21 protein-coding genes are annotated in these 23,572 nt (G+C 69.8%); 12 read left to right on the top strand and 9 right to left on the bottom strand.

Annotated features, from left to right (window positions below; translation table 11 throughout):
* The first annotated feature begins 47 nt into the window (after nt 1-47).
* From ACFY3J_RS10220 to ACFY3J_RS10230, 3 genes are all read left to right on the top strand, one after another.
* Nucleotides 48-1,715: a PucR family transcriptional regulator gene (locus tag ACFY3J_RS10220; RefSeq protein WP_384186538.1), complete on the top strand. Its 1,668-nt coding sequence runs from the start codon at nt 48-50 to the stop codon at nt 1,713-1,715.
* Nucleotides 1,716-1,877: 162 nt separating this feature from the next.
* On the top strand, nt 1,878-3,323 hold the full coding sequence (locus tag ACFY3J_RS10225) for an aldehyde dehydrogenase family protein (protein WP_361421566.1): 1,446 nt from the start codon (nt 1,878-1,880) through the stop codon (nt 3,321-3,323).
* Nucleotides 3,324-3,605: 282 nt separating this feature from the next.
* Nucleotides 3,606-3,953: a helix-turn-helix domain-containing protein gene (locus tag ACFY3J_RS10230; RefSeq protein WP_384186535.1), complete on the top strand. Its 348-nt coding sequence runs from the start codon at nt 3,606-3,608 to the stop codon at nt 3,951-3,953.
* 30 nt (nt 3,954-3,983) lie between these two features.
* Here the strand turns inward: ACFY3J_RS10230 and ACFY3J_RS10235 are convergent, their stop codons facing one another.
* The 6 genes from ACFY3J_RS10235 to ACFY3J_RS10260 form a co-directional block, all read right to left on the bottom strand.
* Nucleotides 3,984-4,220 (bottom strand): hypothetical protein, encoded by a 237-nt coding sequence (locus ACFY3J_RS10235; RefSeq protein WP_390840697.1) that lies wholly within the window; start codon nt 4,218-4,220, stop codon nt 3,984-3,986.
* Nucleotides 4,181-4,933: an IS3 family transposase gene (locus ACFY3J_RS10240; protein WP_384186530.1), complete on the bottom strand. Its 753-nt coding sequence runs from the start codon at nt 4,931-4,933 to the stop codon at nt 4,181-4,183. The genes ACFY3J_RS10235 and ACFY3J_RS10240 overlap by 40 nt, the downstream gene beginning before the upstream one ends.
* Nucleotides 4,930-5,073 (bottom strand): hypothetical protein, encoded by a 144-nt coding sequence (locus tag ACFY3J_RS10245; RefSeq protein ID WP_384186528.1) that lies wholly within the window; start codon nt 5,071-5,073, stop codon nt 4,930-4,932. Before ACFY3J_RS10245 ends, ACFY3J_RS10240 begins: the two co-directional genes overlap by 4 nt.
* Nucleotides 5,074-5,150: 77 nt before the next feature.
* Nucleotides 5,151-5,840, bottom strand: coding sequence for a hypothetical protein (locus tag ACFY3J_RS10250; RefSeq protein ID WP_384186525.1), 690 nt, complete (start codon nt 5,838-5,840; stop codon nt 5,151-5,153).
* A 33-nt stretch (nt 5,841-5,873) separates the two neighbouring features.
* Nucleotides 5,874-7,922: a hypothetical protein gene (locus ACFY3J_RS10255; protein WP_390840698.1), complete on the bottom strand. Its 2,049-nt coding sequence runs from the start codon at nt 7,920-7,922 to the stop codon at nt 5,874-5,876.
* Between the two features lie 15 nt (nt 7,923-7,937).
* A complete protein-coding gene (locus ACFY3J_RS10260) occupies nt 7,938-8,150 on the bottom strand; it encodes a hypothetical protein (protein WP_172632824.1) in 213 nt (70 codons plus the stop codon).
* 731 nt (nt 8,151-8,881) lie between these two features.
* Between ACFY3J_RS10260 and ACFY3J_RS10265 the strand changes: the two genes are divergently transcribed.
* Nucleotides 8,882-9,205 (top strand): hypothetical protein, encoded by a 324-nt coding sequence (locus tag ACFY3J_RS10265; RefSeq protein WP_384186519.1) that lies wholly within the window; start codon nt 8,882-8,884, stop codon nt 9,203-9,205.
* A 128-nt stretch (nt 9,206-9,333) separates the two neighbouring features.
* On the opposite strand, the gene ACFY3J_RS10270 is transcribed toward ACFY3J_RS10265, so the two are convergent.
* Both ACFY3J_RS10270 and ACFY3J_RS10275 read right to left on the bottom strand, forming a co-directional pair.
* Nucleotides 9,334-9,573 carry a hypothetical protein gene (locus ACFY3J_RS10270; RefSeq protein WP_384186517.1) on the bottom strand — a complete coding sequence of 80 codons (240 nt, stop codon included), beginning with the start codon at nt 9,571-9,573 and terminating at the stop codon, nt 9,334-9,336.
* 96 nt (nt 9,574-9,669) lie between these two features.
* The gene (locus ACFY3J_RS10275; RefSeq protein WP_390840699.1) at nt 9,670-10,146 is read right to left on the bottom strand and encodes a helix-turn-helix domain-containing protein; all 477 of its coding nucleotides are present in this window, start codon (nt 10,144-10,146) and stop codon (nt 9,670-9,672) included.
* Nucleotides 10,147-10,381: 235 nt separating this feature from the next.
* Here ACFY3J_RS10275 and ACFY3J_RS10280 point away from each other — a divergent pair, with 235 nt between their 5' ends.
* The 3 genes from ACFY3J_RS10280 (at nt 10,382) to ACFY3J_RS10290 (ending at nt 12,279) form a co-directional block, all read left to right on the top strand.
* Nucleotides 10,382-10,651, top strand: coding sequence for a helix-turn-helix domain-containing protein (locus ACFY3J_RS10280; RefSeq protein ID WP_384186511.1), 270 nt, complete (start codon nt 10,382-10,384; stop codon nt 10,649-10,651).
* 102 nt (nt 10,652-10,753) lie between these two features.
* Nucleotides 10,754-11,329, top strand: a complete 576-nt coding sequence (locus tag ACFY3J_RS10285) for a sigma-70 family RNA polymerase sigma factor (RefSeq protein ID WP_384186509.1) — start codon at nt 10,754-10,756, stop codon at nt 11,327-11,329.
* A complete protein-coding gene (locus tag ACFY3J_RS10290) occupies nt 11,326-12,279 on the top strand; it encodes a BN159_2729 family protein (RefSeq protein WP_384186506.1) in 954 nt (317 codons plus the stop codon). Before ACFY3J_RS10285 ends, ACFY3J_RS10290 begins: the two co-directional genes overlap by 4 nt.
* Nucleotides 12,280-12,352: 73 nt before the next feature.
* On the opposite strand, the gene ACFY3J_RS10295 is transcribed toward ACFY3J_RS10290, so the two are convergent.
* The gene (locus tag ACFY3J_RS10295; protein WP_384186503.1) at nt 12,353-15,208 is read right to left on the bottom strand and encodes a glycoside hydrolase family 3 C-terminal domain-containing protein; all 2,856 of its coding nucleotides are present in this window, start codon (nt 15,206-15,208) and stop codon (nt 12,353-12,355) included.
* Nucleotides 15,209-15,637: 429 nt separating this feature from the next.
* Here ACFY3J_RS10295 and ACFY3J_RS10300 point away from each other — a divergent pair, with 429 nt between their 5' ends.
* The 5 genes from ACFY3J_RS10300 to ACFY3J_RS10320 are packed head-to-tail and all read left to right on the top strand — an operon-like array spanning nt 15,638 to nt 23,564.
* A complete protein-coding gene (locus tag ACFY3J_RS10300; RefSeq protein ID WP_384186501.1) occupies nt 15,638-17,332 on the top strand; it encodes an extracellular solute-binding protein in 1,695 nt (564 codons plus the stop codon).
* A 28-nt stretch (nt 17,333-17,360) separates the two neighbouring features.
* Nucleotides 17,361-18,395 carry an ABC transporter permease gene (locus ACFY3J_RS10305; protein WP_390840700.1) on the top strand — a complete coding sequence of 345 codons (1,035 nt, stop codon included), beginning with the start codon at nt 17,361-17,363 and terminating at the stop codon, nt 18,393-18,395.
* Complete coding sequence (locus tag ACFY3J_RS10310) at nt 18,392-19,327, top strand: carbohydrate ABC transporter permease (protein ID WP_390840701.1); 936 nt, start codon at nt 18,392-18,394, stop codon at nt 19,325-19,327. Before ACFY3J_RS10305 ends, ACFY3J_RS10310 begins: the two co-directional genes overlap by 4 nt.
* 44 nt (nt 19,328-19,371) lie before the next feature.
* Entirely contained in the window at nt 19,372-21,330 is a 1,959-nt protein-coding gene (locus tag ACFY3J_RS10315) for a beta-galactosidase (protein WP_384186494.1), read from the top strand.
* Nucleotides 21,327-23,564, top strand: a complete 2,238-nt coding sequence (locus ACFY3J_RS10320) for a glycoside hydrolase N-terminal domain-containing protein (RefSeq protein WP_390840702.1) — start codon at nt 21,327-21,329, stop codon at nt 23,562-23,564. The genes ACFY3J_RS10315 and ACFY3J_RS10320 overlap by 4 nt, the downstream gene beginning before the upstream one ends.
* Nucleotides 23,565-23,572: the final 8 nt, after the last annotated feature.

A 23,572-nucleotide genomic window follows, 5' to 3' on the forward strand; every position in this document is an offset into this window, starting at 1 on the left:
AGCCGTAGAAGAACCCCGCAGAAGAACCCCGCAGACCAGAAGGCCTCATGCCCCCGACGCTCGCCTCGCTCGTCCACCACTCCGCGCTCAAGCTGACCGTGCGCGCGGGCGGGGACCGCCTGGACGTACCCGTCCGCTGGGCCCACGTCAGCGAGCTCGCCGACCCCGTGCCGTACATGGAGGGCGGGGAACTGCTGCTGATCACCGCGCTCAAGCTGGACGCGGAGAATCCCGACGCCATGCGCCGCTATGTGAAGCGGCTGGCCAAGGCGGGGGTCGTCGGGCTCGGCTTCGCCGTCGGGGTCAACTACGAGGACATCCCCGCGGCGCTCGTCGACGCCGCCGAGGAGGAGGGGCTGCCGCTGCTCGAGGTGCCCCGCCGGACCCCGTTCCTCGCCATCAGCAAGGCGGTCTCGGCGGCCATCGCGGCCGACCAGTACCGGGCGGTCACGGCCGGGTTCGCCGCCCAGCGGGAACTGACCAAGCAGGCCCTGAACGCCGGACCGGAGGGGCTGCTCGCGGCGCTCGCGGCCCAGGTGGACGGCTGGACGGCGCTCTACGACGCCTCGGGCGCCGTCGTCGCCGCGGCACCCGAGTGGGCCGCACGCCGTGCCGAACGGCTCACGGCCGACATCGACCGGCTGCGCGACCGGTCGGCCCCCGCGTCCGCCGTGGTCGGCGGACCCGAGACCGAGGACCGCGTCGAACTGCACTCCATCGGCACCGGGCGCCGCCCGCGCGCCGCGCTCGCCGTCGGCACGGCCGCCACCCTCGGCACCGCCGAGCGGTACGCCGTCCACTCCGCCGTGGCCCTGCTGACGCTGACCACGGAACGCTCACGCTCGCTGCACGCCGCCGAGCAGCGGATCGGCGCCGCCGTGCTGCGCATGCTCCTCGCCGGGCAGCCCGACCATGCCCGCGCGGTGGCCGGCGACCTGTACGGCGGCCTGCTGGACGCCCCCTTCCGCATGATCGTCGCCGAGTCCGCCTCGGCGTCCGCCGCGCGGGCGCACGCCGGTGCCCACGCGCGCGTGCAGTCCGCCGCACCCTCCCCGGCCGCCGTACTGGCCGCCGCCGGCACCGGCGCCGATCCGCTCACCGTGCTGGCCGAGGTCGTGGAGGCGGCCGCCGCCCGGTCGGGGGAGGCGGTGCTGGTGGTGCCCGACGGGGAGCGCCTGGTGGTGCTGGCCGCCGACGGGGGCGCGGCGGTGGCGGCGTGCGGCCAGTACGCCGCGGCGCTGGAGGCGGCGCGGGCCGATAACGTGCGCGAGCAGTCGGGCGGGGAGGAGGGCGAACTGGTCGTCGGGCTGTCCGGGCCCGCCGGGCCCATCGCGGCCGCCGCCGCGTACAAGCAGGCCGAACAGGCGCTGTCGGTGGCGCGGAGGCGGGGACGGATGCTCGTCGAGCACGACCAGCTCGCCTCCGGATCGGTGCTGCCGCTGCTGGCGGACGACGCCGTCAGGGCGTTCGCGGACGGGCTGCTGCGCGCGCTGTACGAGCACGACGCGACGGGCCGCGGCGATCTGGTGGCCTCGCTGCGGGCCTGGCTGTCCCGGCACGGCCAGTGGGACGCGGCCGCCGCCGACCTCGGCGTCCACCGGCACACCCTGCGGTACCGGATGCGCCGGGTCGAGGAGATCCTCGGCCGCTCCCTGGACGACCCGGACGTGCGGATGGAGCTGTGGCTGGCACTGAAGGCCACCTCCACGGAGTAGGGATCCCGCCGGACACCGCGCCGGACACCGCTCGTACGCCAATCCGGCGCACCCCCGCCTCGCACTGCTACGACTCGGACAAACGACCCCGGGCCGCCTCCGCCCTACCGTGGACGACGAAAGCCAAGTACATCTCCTACGCGGAAGGGCCGGGACTCCTTGATGACTTCCACCCACGCCTTCTGGCTCGCCGGCCGCCAGGTCACCGGCGAGGACACCTTCGACGTCACCAACCCGTGGGACGGGCGGCTGGTCGGCAAGGTCGGCGTGCCGACCGACGCCCAGGTCGAGGAGGCCGTGGCCGCCGCGTACGCCGTGCGGGACGAATTCGCCGCCACCCCCGCCCACGTGCGGGCCGCCGCCCTCGACCACGTCAGCAAGCGGCTGGTCGAGCGCACCGAGGAGATCGCGCAGCTCATCTCCGCCGAGAACGGCAAGCCGATCAAGTGGGCGCGCGGTGAGGTCGGCCGTGCCGTGTCCGTGTTCCGGTTCGCCGCGGAGGAGGCCCGCCGGTTCAACGGCGGCGACGCCCAGCGCCTGGACACCGACGCCGGCGGCCAGGGCCGCCTCGCCTTCACCCGCCGCTTCCCCAAGGGCGTCGTCCTCGGTATCGCGCCGTTCAACTTCCCGCTGAACCTGTGCGCCCACAAGGTCGCCCCGGCCATCGCCGCCGGCGTGCCGATCATCCTCAAGCCCGCCCCGGCCACCCCGCTGTCCGGGCTGATCCTCGGCGAGCTGCTGGCCGAGACCGACCTGCCGGCCGGCTCCTGGTCGATCCTCCCGGTCGCCAACGACAAGATGCCGGCCCTCGTCCAGGACGAGCGCCTGCCGGTCATCTCCTTCACCGGTTCCGAGAAGGTCGGCTACGCGATCATGGACTCGGTGCCGCGCAAGCACTGCACCCTGGAGCTCGGCGGCAACGGCGCGGCCGTCGTCCTCGCCGACTACGCGAGCGACGAGGACCTGGACTGGGCCGCGGGCCGTATCGCGACCTTCTCCAACTACCAGGGCGGCCAGTCCTGCATCTCCGTGCAGCGCGTGATCGCCGACGCCTCGGTCTACGAGCGTCTGCTGCCGCGCATCGTCGCCGCCGTCGAGGCCCAGGTCACCGGTGACCCCTCCGACCCGAAGACCGACGTCGGCCCGCTGGTCAGCGAGGACGCCGCCAAGCGCGTGGAGTCCTGGGTGCAGGAGGCCGTCGAGGCCGGCGCCACCCTGCACGCCGGCGGCAAGCGTGACGGCGCCTCGTACGCCCCGACCGTCCTCACCGACGTTCCCTCCGAGGTGACGATCTCCTGCGAGGAGGTCTTCGGCCCCGTCCTGACCGTGCAGAAGGTGAACGGCGAGGCCGAGGCCTTCGCCGCCGTCAACGACTCCAAGTACGGCCTCCAGGCAGGCGTGTTCACCCACGACCTGCAGACCGCCTTCCGCGCCCACCGCGCCCTGGAGGTCGGTGGCGTGGTCGTCGGCGACGTCCCCTCCTACCGCGCCGACCAGATGCCGTACGGCGGCGTCAAGCAGTCCGGTGTGGGCCGCGAGGGCGTCAAGTTCGCGATGGACGACTACACCTACGAGCGCGTCCTGGTCCTGACGGGCCTCGCCCTGTAGGCCTGGCGGTCCGCCGACCGACGACGGCAGGAGCCCGCTGTGCGGGGGCTCCTGCCGTCGTCGTGTGCCCGCGTGCTGACGGAAGAGGGCGGCTCGAGGACCGGCGACCGGACCGGCGGACCGTCTTCCCGGCCGTTGCCGCCGCCACCGGAACCGAACGCGGCGGCGACCAGAGAAAACGTGCAGAACGACCTGAGGGCCACGCCGTTAGACTCATTGGAAAGCGGCCGATCAACCTCCCTCGGACAGGAAGCACCAGGGGTGCCCAACACACTGCAGGAAATGATCAAGAACAAGCTGGACCAAAAGGGATGGTCCTACAGCGATGTAGCGCGCCGGGGCGGTATTTCTCGCTCGACTGTTCACCATCTGGCGACGTCGGCGAGGCTGGCGCAGATGCCTCAGCAGACCACGCTGGAGGGTCTGGCCAAAGGCCTGGGCATACCGGTGGCACCCGTGCTGCGCGCAGCGGCCGAGGCCGCAGGTGTCAATGTCTACTTCGAGAACGCGCCCGAGATCTCAGATCCGGAGGTGGAGATCCTCATCGCGAGCGTGCAGAAACTCAGTCCCGCGGCCCGCCGGCATGTGGCTGTGCTCGTCGAGTCCTTGCTGCAGGCAGGGGAGTCCTAGAGCAGGGTGGATCACCTGGAGCGGGGTGGATCAGAACCTCTCCATTCCTGCCATTTTGATCCAGTTGATCAGTGTCCGCACTGTTGCGTAGTCGAGTTCTGCCACCCTGACAATCGCTTGTAAGCCGTTGGAGTCCATCGGCACGCACGCCGCATCCAGGGCGCAGTACAGCAGCACTTGATGGGCCTGCGTCGCCGAAAGAGGCCTTCCTGCATCCATTCCGGCCCTTAATTCCTCGGCGATTGGCAGGGGTGGTGTGACGTCCATGTCTCCAGACTTTTCTCGAGTCTTCGTGGATCATCCTCTTCGTTGTGGTCCGTGAGTTCGCGGCGCACTCTTTCCCAGAATGCCTCGACCACTGCGTGTTCGTACCAATCGCCGATGGTCCCAGGAGCAGGCCCGTGCCTCAGGGTCTGCGCACGCCTGGTGAAAGAGCATCCGACAAGGTTTCCTTTGGCGGTGTCAGGGGCCTGCTCCATGGCGGCCTCATGAGAAATCGCTTTGTCGAGGGCGCGATCGATGAGCGAGGCGCTTGCCTCGGGGCCCGCGCTCCAGCTCACCAGGTGATGCGATGTCGAGTCGAGGACGACGGCGGCGGACACAGCGCCCTTCGGTGTTCTGTAGGTGAATACGTCGACGACCCAGCGCCGGTTGGAGACCTCGGAGACAGCGGGTGGCGCGCCCTCGTTCAGCCTGCCGGCCCGGCCGCGGATGCCGGCCTGAACCATGAGAAGCTCCACCGTTCCATGGCTGACACTGATGCCGTAGCGGCGGCCGAGCTCCTGCCGGATGCGGCGGTAGCCAAAGGTCGAACCGGAGGAGTCGTAAATGTCGAGAATGATCCGGGTGAGCCAGGCGTGCCGCAATGATCGAGCCGACGGAACGCGGTCACGCCACGCGTAATAGCCGGACTCCGACACGCCGAGCAGCTCAATGATTCCGCTCGCCGGGAAGCCCTCTTGCGCCATCGCGGAAATCACTTCGTATCGTCTTTTGGGGGCACCACTTCCGTCATGAGGTCGATGGCTTTCCGGCACGCCGCGATCTCGCCCTCCAGCTTTTCGATGCGAGCCTGCGCCTGCTTCAGCTTGGACGGAGACATGAGATGAGCGCTGCTCACTGGACCTCGCTTCCTGACCGTAATTTCAGCACTCAGGGCTGCGGTGGGAGTCCACAGCCCTGAGCGTATTGCGGGACCTACCGGACGTAGCGGTGCATGGTCACGGTCGGTGCGAAGTCGGCCAACGAGTCGCCGCCGCTGCCCCTTGGCGCGCGGGCCGCCTCACGGTCGAGGATCGACTTCACCTTGCGGGCCAGTTCGTCCGCCTGTTGCGTGATCTCGGAGATCGGCAGACGAGACGTCTTGAGGGCCTCGACCTGGCGGTTGATCGAGTTGAGCTCGCTGCGGCCTTCACGGCTGAGGCTGAATCCCCGTGGCGTGGCCACGATGAATTGATATGCCCCGGAGAACGTCTGGCACGACGGGCAGTGTTCGTTGACGCCCCTGCTGATGTTGGAGGCGTTGACGAGACGCGCGTTTCGGCCGGCCGTGGTGACGATCTGGTAGGAGAGGGCGATCGAACGGCAGGGGGCGTCGATGGAGCAGCCTGCCGATACCGCCGTCGCCCGGTTGTTCGCCGTCACGGCGACGGACGGGCCGTATTCGTGGATTTTGAAGGATTCGTCGAACTGGTTCCTGTGGGCCCTGTCGGCGTGGCTCTGCGCCATGTCGACCGCGATGGCGACGCTCTGGGAGATGCGGGAACTGCCGGGGCTGGCACCCGCCGAGGTCGTACTGGCCGTCACGGCCAGTCCGGCGGTCGCGGCGATGCCGAGGCCGATCGCTGTTTTGGAGGAGGTCTTGGGACGAGGCTTGCGATGGTTCATCGTTCTCTCCTGCGGATGAGGTGGTGTAAGGGGTCAGGAAGGGCTGGGGCCGGATGGGTCTGTCGCGGAGGGTGAGGGGGATGCGGTGACGGACTCGGAGGGAGGGGAAGAGGGGGATGCGGAGGTCGTCCGGCTTTCGGAAGGGTGTGGGGACGGCGTGGTGGGAGTGCTGCCGGCTGGTGTGCTCGGGGTGGGGCCGGCCTCCGCCGTGGAGGCGGCCGGTGTACCGGAGTGAGGCGCCGGGGCGGTTGCCGAGGGGACGGGCGGGGTCGCCGCGGAGTGGGATGAAACGGTTCGGGGCGACGAGGTGCTGTCGCGTCGAGCGACCCGCTTCCCCGGCGTGGCGCCGGCAGGATGGCCCGCCCGGGAGTCCGTGGGGGTGGGGTGCGGGGCTCGAACGGTGGGCACGCCGGGTTGCAGGACTGGAGTGACCGGGGCTGATTCGGGAAGTGGCTTGGGCGCGAGTCCCTGCACCCAGGCGGTTCCGAGAACGGCGCAGCCGGCGACGACCGCGGCTGCCAGAGCCAGACGCATGGCCGGCTTTCCCTCTGTCGCTCTCATGGCGGCGCGGTACAGGCGGGCCGCCAGCCGGCCCGCGAGATAGGCGCCTCCTGCCATCGGGCAGAGCAGCATGAGTGTGCCGATGACTCCGACCAGTCCGGCAGCCATCTGCCCCGCCGTGAACGCCGAGTACGTGCCGAGACATTGGGCCGAAAGACTGCGCAGTGCGGTGGCCAGGAGGCGTGGAAGGTTCCACAGGGCGTACCCGGCCTCTGCCAGGAGCAGGGGAACCATGGTCAAGACCCACACCGTCACGATGATCCGGGCGGAGCGCTTGAGGCCGACCGCACCTGCGACGGCGCGCTTCCGTCCGGGCAGCATGCTCAACAGGATGGGCTTGACCTTGCCGTACAGGTCGGGAACACCGGCCAGGTCGCCGAGGATGTAGTAGCCGTCGAGCCGCACCGCCGGCACCAACTGTTCGAGGATCTCGAAGTGCGTGAGGTAGACCGCGGCAAGGAAGAAGGACTGGCCTGTGAGAAGGTAGCCCGCGGTGAGGGCCAGCATGAAGATGATGTTGAAATACACGCCCCCCAGCCCGGTACGCAGGCGGCCGGTCTTCCCGATCCGGTACACGTCGGTGACGTCCGTGTACATGGATGGCCAGATCAGGAAGATGCCGCATCCGATCTTTCCGGGTACGCCCCCGCTGTACCGGCAGGCCGACGCGTGCCCGAACTCGTGAAAGACGAGGGAGGCGACTGTCAGCGCGAAGAGGATGAGCATCCACAGCGGCTGTTCGAGCACTTGCAGCACGGGCGTGATGGCTCCATGAACACCGAAGAGCCAGAAGTCCATGGCCGCGGTGCCTGCGAGCGTCAGTGCCACGACAAGTGGCCGGTGCAGCCAGGAGAGCGCGGCGGCGATGCGGGCCACTTGCGCCTCACGGAAGATCACTTTGTGGCCACGGAGGGCGAGGAGCAGGTCCGAGCGCGGGGCCGGGGGCTCTTCCGGCAGGTCTCCGAAGGGGACCGTGATGCCGAGGGGAGTGAGCTTTCGCTCCACCAGGTGGACGACGTTCTCCGTGGTGACTTCAGCCCCGTAGCGCCCACTCACCCGATGGGAGATCGCTTCGGCGTCGCGTACGCCGTCGATGGAGCTCACGACGAGGTACAGCAGGCGCGACAGCTGGATGACCTGACCGTCACCTCGGCGGACAATGTACTTGCGCTCGGTGAAGCCAGATCCCTGGTATTCCCCGAGGGTCTGCAAGCCGTGGCTCAGCCGGGGAACCGGCGCGGCGCTCCACGGCATGAAGGTGCCGGCCGCATCGGTGTGCATCGAGTGGGTGAATGAGTCCGGCGTGCCGTTGACGGCCGCTTCCTGTGGGAATCCGTCCCAGGGGTGCGGAACCTGAACCAGCGTTCTGAAGCCGCTGTGTTCTTCGGACGCCGTCATTCTCTTCTCCAAGGCGCGTCTGATGTTCTGACGAACGGTCACAGCACTGGACAGCAGGCGTGCCGTATGCGATACCGGGCCTGGAGCGGGTGCAGGGCCAAGTCCGTCGACCTGGCCCTGCACACCGCCCGCGGGGTGTTACTGCTGAATGCTGATGGCCTGCTGCGCCTCGGACTGGGCGACGGCCCAGGGCGAGCACTGGTTCAGCGCGGCCGACTCGTTGTGAGCGTCCACGTGCGCGGCCTTCTTAGTGATGCTCGTCATCTTGGTGAAGTTGAAGGAGAACTTCCCCAGCGCCTCCCGGCCGGGCAGCAGTTCCGCGGTCTCGGCCTCGAGCTGGTCCATGTTCATGGGGACACCTTTCATTGAAGGGTTGTTGAGGGGTTCTGGCGGCAGAAGTCCGGCAGTGGGGTCATGCGGAAACCCTGCTGTGGAGCCGGAGGCGGCGGAACCGCTGGAGGAACCAGCAGGCACGCACCGACCGCGCCGTCCAGAGACTCCGAACGGTTTGTCCGGAGGTCCCGGACAGTAGCGGAAGCGGAAGCGGAAGTGCAAACCTCCTATATGCGACATGCGTTCAAAAGCGCACGGTCGTTCACTTCCAGGTACCCACTGGGACGGGGTGCGCCGGCGCCCCGGGGGCTGTGTGCCGACCTGTACGGGCTCCGAGGGGTGAGCCAACTCCGCAAAAGTCGGGGCAGATCAATGACGGTTGTCGCGCTCTGCGGGCGGTGAAGTAACAGGTGGCGGGGATCCCGCTCCGCTTTTCCACTCCTGGAAATGCGGGTCATTCAAGAGCGGGAATTCCCCTGCGGAAGTCATTGATTCAGTCCGGCGAACTGGTTGGACGGCTAATCTCGCCACGCCCAATAATTCGTCTGGACGGGTGTTTCGAAAAGGCGGGACATCGCTGCTTCACGCACGCTCGATAAGGCGGCTGAGCTGCTGCTTCTCGAATCCCGGTCGGCTGTCCCCTCGTGCCTGACCGCACACCGGCTTCAGTGATGGGCCCAGCAATTCGATGTAACGTCGCATGCAGCGGCAGGGAAACATCGAATTCCTGCTGTTCGAAAGGAGAGTAAGTGAAGACCATTGCGAGATCGGTGGCGGTCGCGCTTCTGACTGCCGGCGCCGTCGTGGTGCCTGCCTCCGCAGAGGCGATCGCGGCTCCGTTGCATGCCCCAGCCTCCGCGACGTTGGCCGCCCCCTCGTTCGACCGGGGCGACCACTACGGCGGCTACGGGTACCGCCACGGCTTCGACCTGCGGCGAGACCGTGGCTACTGGCGTCATGACGACTACCGGTACCGGTACTGCGACCGCCACTCCAGGTGGGACCGGGACTGCGACCGGGACTGGCGTTACCAGTCGAACCGATGGGACTGCCTCCCCTACTGGCGCCGCTAGTCCCGCTCCTGTGAAAGGCCGAGCCGCCCGCCGTCCAACCTTCCGACGGCGGGCGGCTCGCCTTTTGCTGAAACGGGAGTGATCTCGGAACTCGGTGGTGGAGGGATTCTCTTATTTGCGCCCGGTGCTCAGTCGACGGTCAGCCTGTAGACCGTCAGGGCCATTCCGTCGACTGAAAGGCAGGAATCCATCTGACTTATTGTCAACCTGGGGATATCTCTGCTGATGGTCTGAAGTTCGGCCGCGCTGAGAACGGCGGTGGCCACCTTGATCAGATCGGTCAATGTTGCCTCGGACACTTCCTGGCCTGCGTCACCGGGGAGCAAAATCACCGTCTCACCAGTGCTGCCGCGGACGACAGCGGTCATTGAAGTTCCTCGTACGACGAGCACCTGCTACCCCTCTCGCCAGCGCACCATTTCCGACCCGCTGATCCTGGCGCGGCAGGAGGGAGGGTATCCGGTTCACCCCAGTGCGACGGCCTCCCAGCCGTCGGCCGCGTCGAGCTCCTCTTGGAGTCTGATCGCGTGGACGATACTCGCGTTGAGTGTCTTGCGAATGATGGGATCGGAGATCCCCCACGCGTTCATGGCCTCGTTCGGGGACAGTGCCGCTGACGCCGCTTCCCGGCTTGCGGTCCGGGGACCTCGTTGTTCAGGAATGAGGCCGCTCTCCACCAGCATCGCCCGGTGATCGAGGTTGAGGACCGTTGCCCACTTCGCCAGCTGTGAGGGGAGCGGCAGGGTTCTGCCGTCCAGCGTCCGGCTGATGGTGGTCAGACTCAGTCCGGTCAGGGCCGCCAGTTGCGCTCGGCCGCCCCTGCGCCGGCGGATGTCGTACCCGGCCGCGGTCGCGGCCGCGGAGAGGTAGGCGCCGACACGGCGTGCTTGAGCCTGTCGCCCGGTCCGGGTCCCCTGATGGAGATCTTCCGTAGTCCGCATGTCCGGAGGGTAGCGCGCATGCATGTAGTTTCACGCTAGTTGCATGCGTGCACCTTCGCAGGTCAAAGGCCTAGATCGGCATTCCTCCAGGCCAACTCATCGGTCTAGTACTTATGTGCGAATAAAAATAGCCTTGCGTCACATCAGCCTGGCAACTTCCATACGTCCGTGCGTGTGGGTTAGCCGCACGGATGCAAGTCCCTTAGGGGGTCTTCTGACCATGCTCCGCCTCCATATGGCCAAGCTCCTGGTGAAGGCCAAGGAGCTTGGTGACGAAAGTGTTGCCGACGTGGCGCAGCGCACCGGTATCAGCAGGTCGACGCTCCACCGACTCGCGGCCGGGACGAAAGAGCCGAGCCTGGCCACGCTCTGGACGCTGCGCGACGCCTATGGGGTCGGGCTCGACACTCTCGTGTACGACGACCCGCTGACCACGCGGCGCACCGCCGTTTCACGCCGGTGGCCGGCGCCCGCTCCAGTCGGACGCCGGCGCGGGTCCGGCTGACGGCCCACGGAGCCCGCGGGGGCGGTCTCTCCTCGTCACCCAGCCCAACACCGTTCCTCCACTCACGATCGGAAGCAGGCTTTGATTTCTCATGCCCAGGCCGTGTCCGGCGGCCTCACAACGAGGGAACCGGCCCTCATCACCCGCGCCCAGCAAGGCGATCCCGAGGCGTTCGGCGAGCTGTACCGGATGTACCACGACGTCGTCGCCGCGTTCATCGGCCTCCGCGTCAGATCGAACCCGACGCTCGCCGAGGACCTCACCGCCGATGTCTTCATGAAGGCGTGGGCCAAGATCGGCACCTTCCGGTGGACCGGCACGTCGATCCGTGCCTGGCTGTGCACGATCGCCCGCAACGTGGTCGCCGACCACTTCAAGGTCGCCGCGACACGGCGCCTGACCTTCGTGGACCAGATCACCCACGTGTGGGACGCCTGGGTGACCCCGGTGAGCACCGCCGAGGACACGGTCCTGTCCACCCTTGCCGCCGCCGACCTGCACCATGCCCTGTCCGGGATCACACCACGCCAACAGGCCGTCATCCGGCTCCGGTTCCTCCGCGAGCTGACCGTCAGCGAGACGGCCCGCACCATGGGCACCACCGACGCCGCCGTCAAGACCCTGCAGTGGCGCGCGCTCGACTCCCTCCGCAGGGCCTATGTGGAGGCGGGAGCATGACGACCACTCCCGACAGCCGTGGCGATGTCGAGATCGAGCGCGAACTGACTGATCAACTGGCGCAGTTGGCCCGGAGGTTCATCGCCGGCCTCCAGGCGCAGGGTCGCCTGGTGGAAACGGGCGGCGCCGAAGCCCTCAAGCGGCTGCAGGACCAGGACGAAGCGCAGCGCGGCCTGCCCGAGGCGGACCAGCCGGCCGCCGTCGTCACCGAGGCCGTCGTCGGCCCGAAGCAGCCCACCCCGGCACTCCGTGGCGCGATCGCCCCGCCCGGCACCGGCCTTGACGCGCCGCCGGCGTCGGACACCGCGGCAAGTGTGCCGCAGCCGGCCGTCGTGCCCGTCGCCGAGCAGACCCCCGCGATCAGGCCCGCCGCCGCTCGGTCCACGAGCACCGAGGAGCAGGCCGCGGCCGACTGGACTCCGGCGCAGGCTCGTACCGCCGCTGTAGCGGCCAAGCTGCGGGCCGAGAACGCGGGCCGGCTCGAGACCACGCACATCACCTGGGACCACGAGCGCGTCATCATCCACATCCACGCCCTCTCACTCGACCACTGGGAGTACTGGCTGACCGCCATCGGCGCAGCACTCGACGCTCCCACCCACCGCGCCGGATGGGCCCAGACCGCGGCCGGACAGATCGACGCCGTCGACGTTCACCTCACCGCGTACCAAGTGCCTCATCTCCTCGACAAAGCCGCGGAGGCCGCCGGCGAACCGTTCTTCATGGGAGGCCGCGTCTACGACCTCGCCCGCGGCCAGGTCGACCGGCACGGCCAGATGTGGAGCTACCTCGGCCAACGCCGGGAGGACGGCATGCCGCTGCTGACCCTCTGCGGCACCAGCGGCCCTCCTTACCCGCTCACCTCGATCCTCACGGCCAACGGCCCCCTCTCCGCCGTTGAGACGCAGACCGCCGCAGCCTCGTCACCGGACGCCGAAGACATCCAGTGAACACCGGCCCCGATCGCGGTGAGCCGCGTCCAGGGGACTCACACGGCCCGAGACGGGCCGGGACGGGTCGTTCTCAACTCGTGAAGCCGATCCGCGCGAGGCGCAGGGGGCCGCGCAGCCCGAGCCGCAGGTCGTGTACGCCGGCGGCGGTGGCCGGGGCGGTGAGGGTGGTGTAGTCGTACGGGTCCGACGTGGGAGTGTCCAGGACGACAGACGCGAGTACCGGGCCGCCGTCCAGGGACAGTTCGATGGTGCCCCCGCCCGCCACCTCCACGCTCACCCGTGTCACGCCTGTGCCGAAGTCGCAGTCACGGTAGAAAAGTTCGCCCGGCCTGCCGGGAGCGGGCGTCACCGCGTCGCCCGTCGTCCTCGTCCGGTCGACGATCTCGATGCCCGACTGCTCGTCGAAGCCGGCGGCGTTCAGGCCGTGTTCCAGGACCGGGCGCGGCGTGCCGGCCTCGCCGTCGAGGGTGAGGGTGGTGCGGAGGCGGACGTCCTCGCTGGAGGCGCCGACGAGGAGGTCGTACGGGCCTGGCTCCAGACGCCGGCGCCCCTGTGACACGTCCCAGAACTCCAGTGCGGAGAGCAGGACTTCGAAGGTCAGGTCGGTCTTTTCGCCGGGCGCTAGCGTGATGCGGCGGTGGGCGGCCAGCTCCCGGCGCGGTCGCGGGACCGACGGGTTCGCGGCGCGGGTGTAGAGCTGGGCGACCTCGTCCGCGGTGACGCCCCCGTGGTTGGTGACCGTGAAGGACACGCGCACCGTGTCCCGCTCGACCCGGACCGCCAGGTCGCCGTATCCGAACGACGCGTACGACAGCCCGTGTCCGAAGGGGAACAGCGGGGTGCCCTCGAAGTACAGGTACGTCTGGCGGCTGCCGATCACGTCGTAGTCGAGCAGGTCCGGCAGGTCGGAGTCGTCCGCGTACCAGGTCTGCGGGAGCCGGCCGGCGGGGGAGGAGTCACCGGCCAGCACCCGGGCCAGGGCGGTGCCCGCCGCCTGGCCGCCGTGGGCGGTCCACAGCACCGCTCGCAGGGGCGCGGGGTCGACCGCGTACGGGTACGCCGAGACCAGCACCAGCGCCGTGTTCCGGTTCGCGGTGCGGGCCGCGCGCAGGAGCCGCTCCTGGTGCTCGGGCAGCCGCAGGGTCGTACGGTCCTGCGTCTCCCGGCCGTTGATGTGCGGGTCGTTGCCCGCCACCACCAGCACCACGTCGGCCCGGTCGGCCGCGCGCGCCACCGCCTCCTCCCCGCGCTCGGAGACGACCAGTTCGAAGACCTCCGCGACCTCCGCGTCGTCCGGCCCGTTCTCCTCGGCGATCCTCACGCCGTCGGCGGTGACACGGACGTGGCGACCGGTCCCGAGGTGCCGCAGGCGGTGCCCGCCGCCGTGCGGTTCGAGGCGGAACGTCTCCTGCACCACCCAGCCGCCGGGCTGGTCGGCCGAGGCGCGCACCCAGCCGTCGTCGGCCACCGAGAGGTAGTGGCCGTCCGGTGCGCGCAGGGTCAGGACGCCCGCGCCCCAGTCCATCAGGGACAGTACGGTGCCGGTGGCGTCGGTGGTGAGCGGCGGCAGATCGGTGCGGCCGGCCAGCAGGGCCGGGTCCAGCGCCCCCTCCGCGCCGCGCGCCGGACCTTCGGCCTTCCCGGGCGGCACGTGCAGGAAGCGGCCGTCGGCCGTGCGCAGCCGCACCTGGTCCACACCCTCCGCGAACTCGACGCGCTCGGCGCCGAACCGCTCGTACAGGCCCTCCAGCGGTGTGGACCGGCGCAGCAGCGTCCCGCTGTACCAGTCGAGCTTGCACTCGTCGGCGAGCGGGCCGACCACGGCGACGCGGGTGCCGGCGGCCAGGGGCAGCAGCCCGTCGTTGCTCAGCAGCACGACCGCCTGCTCGGCGGCCTCCAGCGCGAGGGCCCGGTGCTCGGGCGTGTCGAACTCCCCGGTGCCGGCGTGCGGATCGTCCCGCGGGTCGAACTCGCCGAGCCGGAAGCGCACCGAGAGCTGCCGGCGCACGGCCGTGTCGACGTCGGCCTCGGTCAGCAGGCCCTGCTCCAGGGCGCCCCGAACCCGCGCCACGGTCTTCGCCGGATCCGTGCCGTGGTCGGTGAAGCTGTCCACGCCGGCCAGCAGCGCGGCCGCGGTGGCCTCCTCGTGCGTGGCGAAGTAGTGCTCGGAGTCGACCAGGTTGGAGGGCGCGCCCGCGTCCGAGCAGACCAGCAGGTCCTCGTCGGTCCAGGTGCGCAGATGCTCGCGCAGGTACGGCGAGACGTGGTTGGGGCGGCCGTTGACCAGGTTGTAGGCGGGCATCACACCGGCCACCGCGCCGGCCGCCACCGCCTCCCGGAAGGCCCGCAGGTCGTACTCGTGCAGGACGCGCGGGCGCACCGAGGAGGACGTGGTGTCCCGGCGGGTCTCGTTGTTGTGCGCCAGCCAGTGCTTGAGGACCGGTGCCGTGCGCCAGTACGTCGGATGGCCGCCGCGCAGGCCGCGTGTGTAGGCGACGGCGATCGCCGACGTCAGCTTCGGATCCTCCGAGTAGCCCTCCTCGTTGCGGCCCCACAGCGGGTGGCGCAGCGGATTCACCACCGGGGCCCAGACGTTGAGGCCGACGCGGTCGTCGTGGGCGCGCATCGCCCGGACCTCGCGGGACACCGCCTCGCCGATCCGGCGCACCAGGTCGTCGTTCCAGGTGGCGCCGAGCCCGACGGCCTGCGGGAAGACCGTCGCCGGGCCCATCCACGCCACCCCGTGCAGCGCCTCCTGACCGGTGCGGAACGCGGCGACGCCCAGCCGCGGAACGGCGGGCGCGAACTGGTGCAGGAAGGAGACCTTCTCGTCGAGCGTCAGCCGCGCCAGCAGATCGTCGACGCGCTTCGCGAACGGCACCCTCGGATCGCGGAACGGAGGCGTGTGAGGCGTTCGTACGGTCACGTGGGGGTCCCCTAGCGCTTGAACGGCAAGCCTCTTTCGAAGCGCTTCGATGCTCAGGTGACTCGGGGGCGGGTGTCAAGACGGTCCAGGGCAACAAGTCCGGTTCCCGGCCCGTACCTCAAGGGGCGTATGAGACCAGTCCGGTAGGACCCGCCTCGGAGCAATCTTGGATCCGACCCTTGTGCGCCCTCAGGTGTTCACTTAACCTCGCAGCAACATCGAAGCGCTTCGACTCAGTTCGACCTCCCCGTACGGACAACTCCTCGTGCGGACACGGCGGACACCCCCGGTACGGACATTCCTCCGAGGACCGCTTCAGCTCAGCCAGTTCCACTCGAGACATCGAGCATCGACAGATCGATACATCGAGACACCGCAGCCGACGGCCCCACCGCCGGGTGTCCTGGTGCGCCACGAAGGGTTGACGCAATGACGCCGAACGCCGCCTCCGCCTCGACCGGCCCCAGCCGGAGAAACTTCCTCGCCTCCACGGCGGTCGCCGCCGCAGCGGTGGCGGGAGGGATGCCGCTGCTCACCGCCTGCGGTGGTGGCGACAGCGGCTCGCGCGGCGGCACCACGTCGGGCAAGGGCGCCAGGAAGCTGCTGCCGGCCTACGTCGCGAACAACGTCGTCTCGCCCGACATCCCCGCCAAGAACGGCTCCGCCGTCGGCTTCACCCGCCCGCTCGACCTCGCCGGCCTCAAGACCTCCGTGCCGAAGAAGCTCGGCAAGGGCGGCAAGGTCAGCGTCATGTCGCCCTTCTGGGGCTCCCCGCCCAAGCAGGACAACGCGTACTACCGGGCGATGAACGACCTCATCGGCGTCGACGTCGTCTGGCAGAACCAGGACGGCAACACCTACGACCAGAAGCTCGGAGCGGTCCTCGCCTCCAGCAGCATCCCGGACGTCGTGGTGGTCCCCGGCTGGAACATGGGCGGCAAGATACCCAGCGCCATCACCAGCAAGTTCGCCGACCTCGGCCCCTACCTGTCCGGGGACAAGGTCAAGGAGTACCCGAACCTCGCGGCGATCCCGTCGGACGCCTGGCAGCGCTCCATCTTCGGCGGGAAACTGCGAGGCCTGCCGATGCCCGCCTCCTACGTCACCAACATCGTGCCTCTCTACCGCCAGGACCTCTTCGACAAGGAGGGGTACGAAGTCCCGCGCTCGGCGGACGAGTTCCTGGCGCTGGCCAAGGAGATCACCAACGCCCGGGCCAAGCGGTGGGCCTGCGGCGACATGAAGTGGACGGCGTTCAACGCCTTCGGCGTGCTCTCCGGCGGCGAGAAGCCCCTGGGCTGGGACCTCGTCGACGGCAAGCTGGTCAACCGCGTCGAGACCCAGGAGTACCTGGAGGCGCTGGAGTGGACCCGCAAGCTGTTCGCCGCCGGATACGTCCACCCCGACTTCGAGCTGGGCAAGAGCGCCTCCACCGACTCGGGCCCCAAGTTCGCCGCCGGCGAGTTCCTCATCTACAACAACGACATCTCGCAGTGGTACGGCAGGGCCGCCGAACAGGCCGGCCAGAACCCGGACTTCAAGGTGTCGGGCATGGACGTCTTCGGCCACGACGGCGGCCACCCCACCCTGTGGGCCACCCAGCCCGCCAACATCTTCGCTTTCGTCAGCAAGAAGGCCTCCGAGTCGGTCGTCCGTGACGTGCTGGCCGTCGCCAACGTCACCGCCGCCCCGTACGGCACCAAGGAGTACATGCTCACCAACTACGGCGTCGAGGGCACGCACTACACCCTGAAGGACGGGGTGCCCGTCAAGAACGACAAGGGCAACAACGAGGTCATGAACGCCTACGTCATGGTCGCGAGCCCCGCCCCGACCCTCGCCCACCCCGACCTCCCCGACATCACCAGGGCCCAGGTCGAGTGGCAGCAGCGGATGGGCGCCTTCACCAGGAAGTCCGCCTTCTACGGCATGCAGATCACCGAACCCTCCCGCTGGACCAACCTGTCCAACGACTTCGAACAGCTGGAGGACGACATCGTCCGCGGCCACAAGAAGATCGCCGACATGCAGCAGGCCGTCTCCGACTGGAAGAGCAAGGGCGGCGACAGGCTGCGCGACTGGTACAGGAAGATCCTCGACGAGAACGGTTCGGCGGCAGGCTGACCCGGGCGCTGAGGCAAGGAGACCGGCCGTGTCCCACAGCACGGTGCCTCGGAACAGGACCGAGGCCGACACGACGGCGAGGACGGCGGGGGCGTCCGGCGGCGCCACCGGAACCCGGGACGATCCGCACCGGGGGAGGCTGAGCCTGCGCGTCAGGTTCGGACGCGACCGCGTGGTGCTCCTGATGACGCTCCCGGCCGTCGTCCTCGTCCTGCTGTTCAACTACATACCGATCCTCGGCAACGTCGCCGCCTTCCAGGACTACGACCCCTACATCAGCGACAACGGCGTCGTCTCCATCCTGCACAGCCCCTGGGTGGGCCTGGAGAACTTCCAGGCGATCTTCGCGGACTCGGCCTTCTGGAACGCGGTGCAGAACACCCTGGTGCTGTTCTTCCTCCAGCTCGTGCTGTACTTCCCCATCCCGATCCTGCTCGCGCTCCTCATCAACAGCGTGGTCAGACCCCGGGTGCGGGCGGTCGCGCAGGCCGTGCTCTACCTGCCGCACTTCTTCTCCTGGGTGCTGGTCGTCGCCGTCTTCCAGCAACTGCTCGGCGGCGCCGGACTGCTCTCCCAACTGCTGCGGCAGCACGGCTACGACGGCCTCGACATCATGACCGACCCCAGCACCTTCAAGTTCCTCATCACCGCGCAGAGCGTGTGGAAGGACGCCGGCTGGGGGATCATCGTCTTCCTCGCCGCGCTCGCCTCGGTGAGCCCGGACCTGTACGAGGCCGCGGCGATGGACGGCGCCGGACGGTGGCGCCGCATCTGGCACGTCACGCTGCCCGCGCTGCGCCCGGTGATCGCGCTGCTGCTCGTGCTGCGCGTCGGCGACGCCCTCACCGTCGGCTTCGAACAGATCCTGCTGCAACGCGACGCCGTCGGCCCCGGCGCCGCGGAGGTCCTGGACACCTTCGTGTGGTGGAACGGCGTGCGCAACCAGGACTTCGGCTACGCGGCCGCCGCCGGACTGATCAAGGGCGTGGTCAGCCTCGGACTGGTCCTCGCCGCGAACAAGGTGGCCCATCTCATGGGCGAGCAGGGGGTGTACCGGAAGTGACCGCCGTGATCGGCAAGCCCGTACGCGAACACCGCCGGTGGACCGCTCCGGCCCGGCCGGTGTGGGAGGAGAAGCCCACCGGGGCCGGTCTCGCGGGCAAGGGACTGGTCCTGACCCTGGCCTGTCTGGCGATCCTGTTCCCGCTGTGGATCGTCGTCGTCACCAGCCTCTCCTCGCGCAAGACCATCGACGAGGCCGGCGGTCTGGTCATGGTGCCCAAGGGCGTCACCTTCGTCGCCTACCGGGAACTGCTCGGCGGCGGCCAGGTCACCCGCGCCGCGGTCGTCAGCATCCTGGTCACCCTGGTCGGCACGCTGTTCTCGATGACCGTGTCCGTGCTGTGCGCCTACGGCCTGTCCCGCACCGGCTCGCTCGGCCACCGCTGGATCCTGATGACGCTGCTGGCGACGATGTTCTTCAGCGCCGGCCTCATCCCGACCTACCTGCTGGTGCAGACCCTCGGCCTGACCGACACCTATCTCGCGCTGATCCTGCCCAGCGCGGTGAGCGTGTTCAACATCCTCGTGCTGCGCGGCTTCTTCATGAACATCTCGCCGGAACTCGTCGACAGCGCCCGCATCGACGGCGCGGGCGACCTGCGCATCCTGTGGCAGATCGTGATGCCGCTGTCCCGCGCGGTGCTCGCCGTGATCACGCTGTTCTACGCGGTCGGCTACTGGAGCGCGTGGTTCAACGCGTCCCTGTACCTCAACGACCAGAGCATGCTGCCGCTCCAGAACGTCATGATCCAGCTCGTCCAGAAGCAGCAGGCCCCGGTGGGCCTCGCCCAGTCCATCAAGACCGGTCAACTGTCCGGGCTGGCCGTGCAGATGGCGGTCATGGTGATGGCACTGCTGCCGGTGGCGGTGTTGTCGCCGTTCGTCCAGAAGCACTTCAGGAAGGGGATGCTCACGGGGGCCGTCAAGGGATAGGCGGCTTCTGTGCGGGGCCCTTCGTCCAAGGTGAGGACACTGTCATGCAGACGACCAACGGCCGCATCCTCTTCGGCGGCGACTACAACCCCGAGCAGTGGCCCGAGGAGACCTGGCACGAGGACGTCCGGCTGATGAAGGACGCCGGGGTCAACTCCGTCACCCTCGGCGTGTTCTCCTGGTCGAAGCTCGAACCACACCCCGGCGCCCGGGAGTTCGGCTGGCTCGACACGGTGATGGACCTCATGGAGGCGAACGGCGTCGGAGTCGTCCTCGCCACCCCCACCTCCTCGCCCCCGCCCTGGATGGGCCGGCTGCACCCCGACACCCTGCCCCGCGACGAGGACGGCCGCACCGAGTGGTGGGGCGGCCGGCAGCACTTCTCGCACTCCAGCGCCACCTACCGCCGCTACGCCGCCGCCATCACCGAGGACCTGGCCGCCCGCTACGCCGGCCACCCCGCCCTCACGATGTGGCACATCAACAACGAGTACTGCACCCACGACCACGGCGACGAGGCAGCCGCAGCCTTCCAACGCTGGCTGCGCACCGCGTACGGCACCCTCGACGCCCTCAACACCGCCTGGGGAACGGCGTTCTGGAGCCAGGGCTACGACAGCTGGGACGGCATCCTGCCCCCGCGCCGCGCCCACTACCTGAAGAACCCCGCCCAGGTCCTGGACTTCCGCCGCTTCACCTCCGACATGCTCCTGGAGTGCTACCGCGCCGAACGCGACATCGTCCGCCGGCACACTCCGCACCTTCCGGTCACCACCAACTTCATGCCGCTGTGGTCCGGCCAGGACGGCTGGCGCTGGGCCGCCGAGGAGGACGTCGTGTCCGTCGACCTCTACCCCGACCCGCGCGACCCCCTCGGCGCCCAGTACGGCGCGCTCGTCCAGGACCTCACCCGCTCCCAGGCCCGCGGCCCCTGGATGCTCATGGAACAAGCGGCAGGCCCGGTCAACTGGCGTGCCGTCAACCATCCCAAGCCGCCCGGGCTCAACCGTTTGTGGTCCCTTCAGGCGGTGGCCCACGGAGCCGACGCCGTCTGCTACTTCCAGTGGCGTCAGTCCCGGCAGGGCGCGGAGAAGTTCCACTCCGCGATGGTCGGCCACGCCGGCGAGCGGGGCCGTACGTTCCAGGAGGTCAAGCGGATCGGCGCCGAACTGCGGCGGATCGGCGCCGAGGTCTCCGGCACCCACGGCACCCGCGACATCGCGATCCTCCACGACTGGCACTCCTGGTGGGCCTGCGACCAGGACGGCCGCCCGTCCACGCACGTCGAGTACCCCGAGGTCCTGCGCGCCTGGCACCGCGCCCTGTGGGAAGCCCGTCTCGCCACCGACTTCGCCCACCCCGAGCACGACCTCACCGCCTACCGGCTCGTCGTCGTCCCCCAGCTCTACCTGCTCACCGACGCCGCGATCGACAACCTCCTGGCGTACGTCGCCGGCGGCGGCACCCTCGTGTGCGGTTTCCTCACCGGGGTCGCCGACGAGGACGACCGCATCCGCCCCGGCGGCATGGATCCGCGGCTGCGTGAACTGTTCGGCATCCGCACGCTGCACGAGTGGTGGCCGCTGGACGCGGGGGAGAGCGTCGCGTGCGCGGGCGGACTGCGCGGGACGCTGTGGTCGGAGGAGATCGAGGCCGACGGCACCGCCGACGAGACGGTCCCGTACCAGGGCGGCGAGCTCGACGGGCTGCCCGCCGTGCTGCGCCGGGGCCGCGCCTGGTACGTCTCCACCCTCCCGGAGCCCGAGGCGCTGCGCGCCCTGCTCACCCGCGTCGCCGCCGGTGCGGGCGCCCGCCCGGTGCTGGACGGGCTGCCCGACGGGGTCGAGGCCGTCCGGCGCGGCGAGCTGCTGTTCCTGCTCAACCACGGGCGTGAGCCGGTGACCGTCGACGTGCCGGGCACCCACCACGACCTGCTCACAGGGGCGGCCGTGACCGGTCGCACGACGCTCGGACGGTACGGAGCGGCGGTGCTGAAACCGTGACCGGCGGACTTCGGCACGGAACCTGGGAACCTCTCCCGGCCGCCCGCTGGGAGGACGCCTTCCTCAGCGGCAACGGCCACCACGGCGCCCTCGTGTTCGGCGATCCGGACGACGACCGCGTGATCGTCACCCATCACACCCTCGTCCGCCCCAACGGCGGCGAGCACGCCAGGCCCCCGTTCCTCGCCGATGAACTGCTCGCCCTCCAGGACCGGTTGCTCGCCGGTGACCGCACCGCCGCCGAGTCCTTCACCGACGGCCGGCCGTTGCAGTGGGTGCAGCCCTTCCACCCGGCCTTCGGGATCCGGCTGACCCGCCCGCCCCACGCCCGGCACGTCCCCCAGGTTCCCGGCTCCGCTCGAACAGGGAGGACCCCCATCCGCCGCTCGGTCGACTTCACCAGCGGCGAGGCGACGGCGGTGTGCGGGGACCGGATCAGCCGCGTCTTCGTCTCCCGCGCCGACGACGTGATCGTCCAGCACGTCACCGCGCCCGGTCCCACGCTCGACGTCCGCCTGGACCACCGGCTGCCCGGCGTGCCGCCCGGCCTCGGCGTCGGCCACGGGGCGCTGCTCACCGCCGAGGGCGCCGTACTGACCCTGCACGCCCGCTACCCCGGCAGCGACCGCGCCTACACCGGCGTGCTGCTGATCGCCGTCACCGGTGGCACCACGGCGCTCGCCCCGCCCGGAGTGCGCGTCACCGGCGCGGACTCGGTGCTGCTGCTCACCCGGGTGCGCCGGCACACCGGTGAACCGGCCGTGACCGAGGAAGCGGCGGCCCTGCTCGACCTGTTGACCGGGAGGACGTACGACGACCTCCTCGACCGTCATCTGCCCGCGCACCGCACCGCCTACCATCGCGTGACCCTCGACCTGCGCGGCGAACCCTCCGAACGCGCGCTGCCGGGATCAGAGTTGCTCAAACGGCCAGGCAGCGCGGCCCTGGCGGAGCGGCTGTTCGCGGCGGGCCGCTACCATCTGCTCTCCGCCAGCGGCCTGCTCCCGCCCCGGCTCACCGGACTGTGGACCGGGGACTGGGACACGGCCTGGTCCGGCGCGTTCACCACGGACGCCAACCTCAACCTCCAGACCGCCTCCGCCGCCGCGGCCGGCCTCCCCGAGGTCGGCGAGGCCCTGGCCCGGCTCGTCGAGGCACAACTCCCCGACTGGCGGGACAACGCCCGCGCGATCTTCGGCACCAGAGGGGCCGTCGCGCCCGCGCACACCGACGGCGAGTCCGGTCACGCGTACCACTTCAGCCGTGAGTACCCGCTGCACCTGTGGACCGCCGGCGCCGACTGGCTGCTCAAGCCGCTCGTCGACCTCGACGAGACACGCGGCGCCCAGGACCCGCGCACCGCCGCCGCGCTCGCCGAAGCCGCCCGGTTCTACGAGGACTTCCTCATCCGCACCGACGAACACGGCCACCTCGTGGTCGTCCCCTCCTACTCGCCCGAGAACCGCCCCGCCAACGCGAGCTGGGGCACGCTCAACGCGGCCATGGACCTCTCCGCCGCCCGGCACGCCCTGCGGACGGCCGCCGCCTACCACCCCGGCACCCCCGAGGCCGATCGCTGGCAGACCCTCGCCGACCGCCTCCCACCGCACCGGATCAACGCCGACGGCGCCCTCGCCGAATGGGCATGGCCCGGCCTGGCGGACGCCTACGACCACCGCCACCTCAGCCACCTCTACGCCGTCTGGCCGCTGGACGAGATCGACCCCCACGACACCCCGGACCTGGCCGCCGCCGCCCACCGCGCCCTCGCGCTGCGCGGCGCGGAGAACGACTCGGCCCACGGCCACCTCCACCACGCCCTGATCGCGGCCCGCCTCGGCGACGGCGACCGCGTCGCCCGCGCCCTCCGGTACGTGCTGGAGGGCGACTACTTCCACGCCTCCCTGATGAGCGCCCACTACCCGGACCGGAACGTCTACAACGCCGACGCCGCCCACGCCCTGCCCGCCGTACTGATCGAGACGCTGGTGCGGTCCACCCCGGACAGGCTGGTCCTGCTGCCGGCGCTCCCGTCGGCGTACCCGGAGGGCGAACTACGCGGGATCCGCACCCGGTTCGAGGCCGAAGTCGACCTGGCCTGGAGCCCTGACGCGGCCACGGCGCTGCTGCGCCCCACCCGCACCCTCCGCATCGACCTGAGGACTCCCTCCGGCGCACGACCACTCGACCTGGTCGCCGGAGAGGCCCGCGCCCTCGACCTGAGGACGTGGTGACCCCCCCC

This window comes from Streptomyces sp. NPDC001231 (assembly GCF_042896885.1).
GTDB lineage: Bacteria > Actinomycetota > Actinomycetes > Streptomycetales > Streptomycetaceae > Streptomyces.

Excerpts from the sequence above, each read along its gene's own strand:
- ACFY3J_RS10220 (WP_384186538.1), top strand. The coding sequence starts at position 48 with ATGCCCCCGACGCTCGCCTCGCTCGTCCACCACTCCGCGCTCAAGCTG.
- ACFY3J_RS10225 (WP_361421566.1), top strand. The coding sequence starts at position 1,878 with ATGACTTCCACCCACGCCTTCTGGCTCGCCGGCCGCCAGGTCACCGGC.
- ACFY3J_RS10230 (WP_384186535.1), top strand. The coding sequence starts at position 3,606 with ATGATCAAGAACAAGCTGGACCAAAAGGGATGGTCCTACAGCGATGTA.
- ACFY3J_RS10235 (WP_390840697.1), bottom strand. The coding sequence starts at position 4,220 with ATGGACGTCACACCACCCCTGCCAATCGCCGAGGAATTAAGGGCCGGA.
- ACFY3J_RS10250 (WP_384186525.1), bottom strand. The coding sequence starts at position 5,840 with ATGAACCATCGCAAGCCTCGTCCCAAGACCTCCTCCAAAACAGCGATC.
- ACFY3J_RS10260 (WP_172632824.1), bottom strand. The coding sequence starts at position 8,150 with ATGAACATGGACCAGCTCGAGGCCGAGACCGCGGAACTGCTGCCCGGC.
- ACFY3J_RS10270 (WP_384186517.1), bottom strand. The coding sequence starts at position 9,573 with ATGACCGCTGTCGTCCGCGGCAGCACTGGTGAGACGGTGATTTTGCTC.
- ACFY3J_RS10275 (WP_390840699.1), bottom strand. The coding sequence starts at position 10,146 with ATGCGGACTACGGAAGATCTCCATCAGGGGACCCGGACCGGGCGACAG.
- ACFY3J_RS10280 (WP_384186511.1), top strand. The coding sequence starts at position 10,382 with ATGGCCAAGCTCCTGGTGAAGGCCAAGGAGCTTGGTGACGAAAGTGTT.
- ACFY3J_RS10290 (WP_384186506.1), top strand. The coding sequence starts at position 11,326 with ATGACGACCACTCCCGACAGCCGTGGCGATGTCGAGATCGAGCGCGAA.
- ACFY3J_RS10300 (WP_384186501.1), top strand. The coding sequence starts at position 15,638 with ATGACGCCGAACGCCGCCTCCGCCTCGACCGGCCCCAGCCGGAGAAAC.
- ACFY3J_RS10315 (WP_384186494.1), top strand. The coding sequence starts at position 19,372 with ATGCAGACGACCAACGGCCGCATCCTCTTCGGCGGCGACTACAACCCC.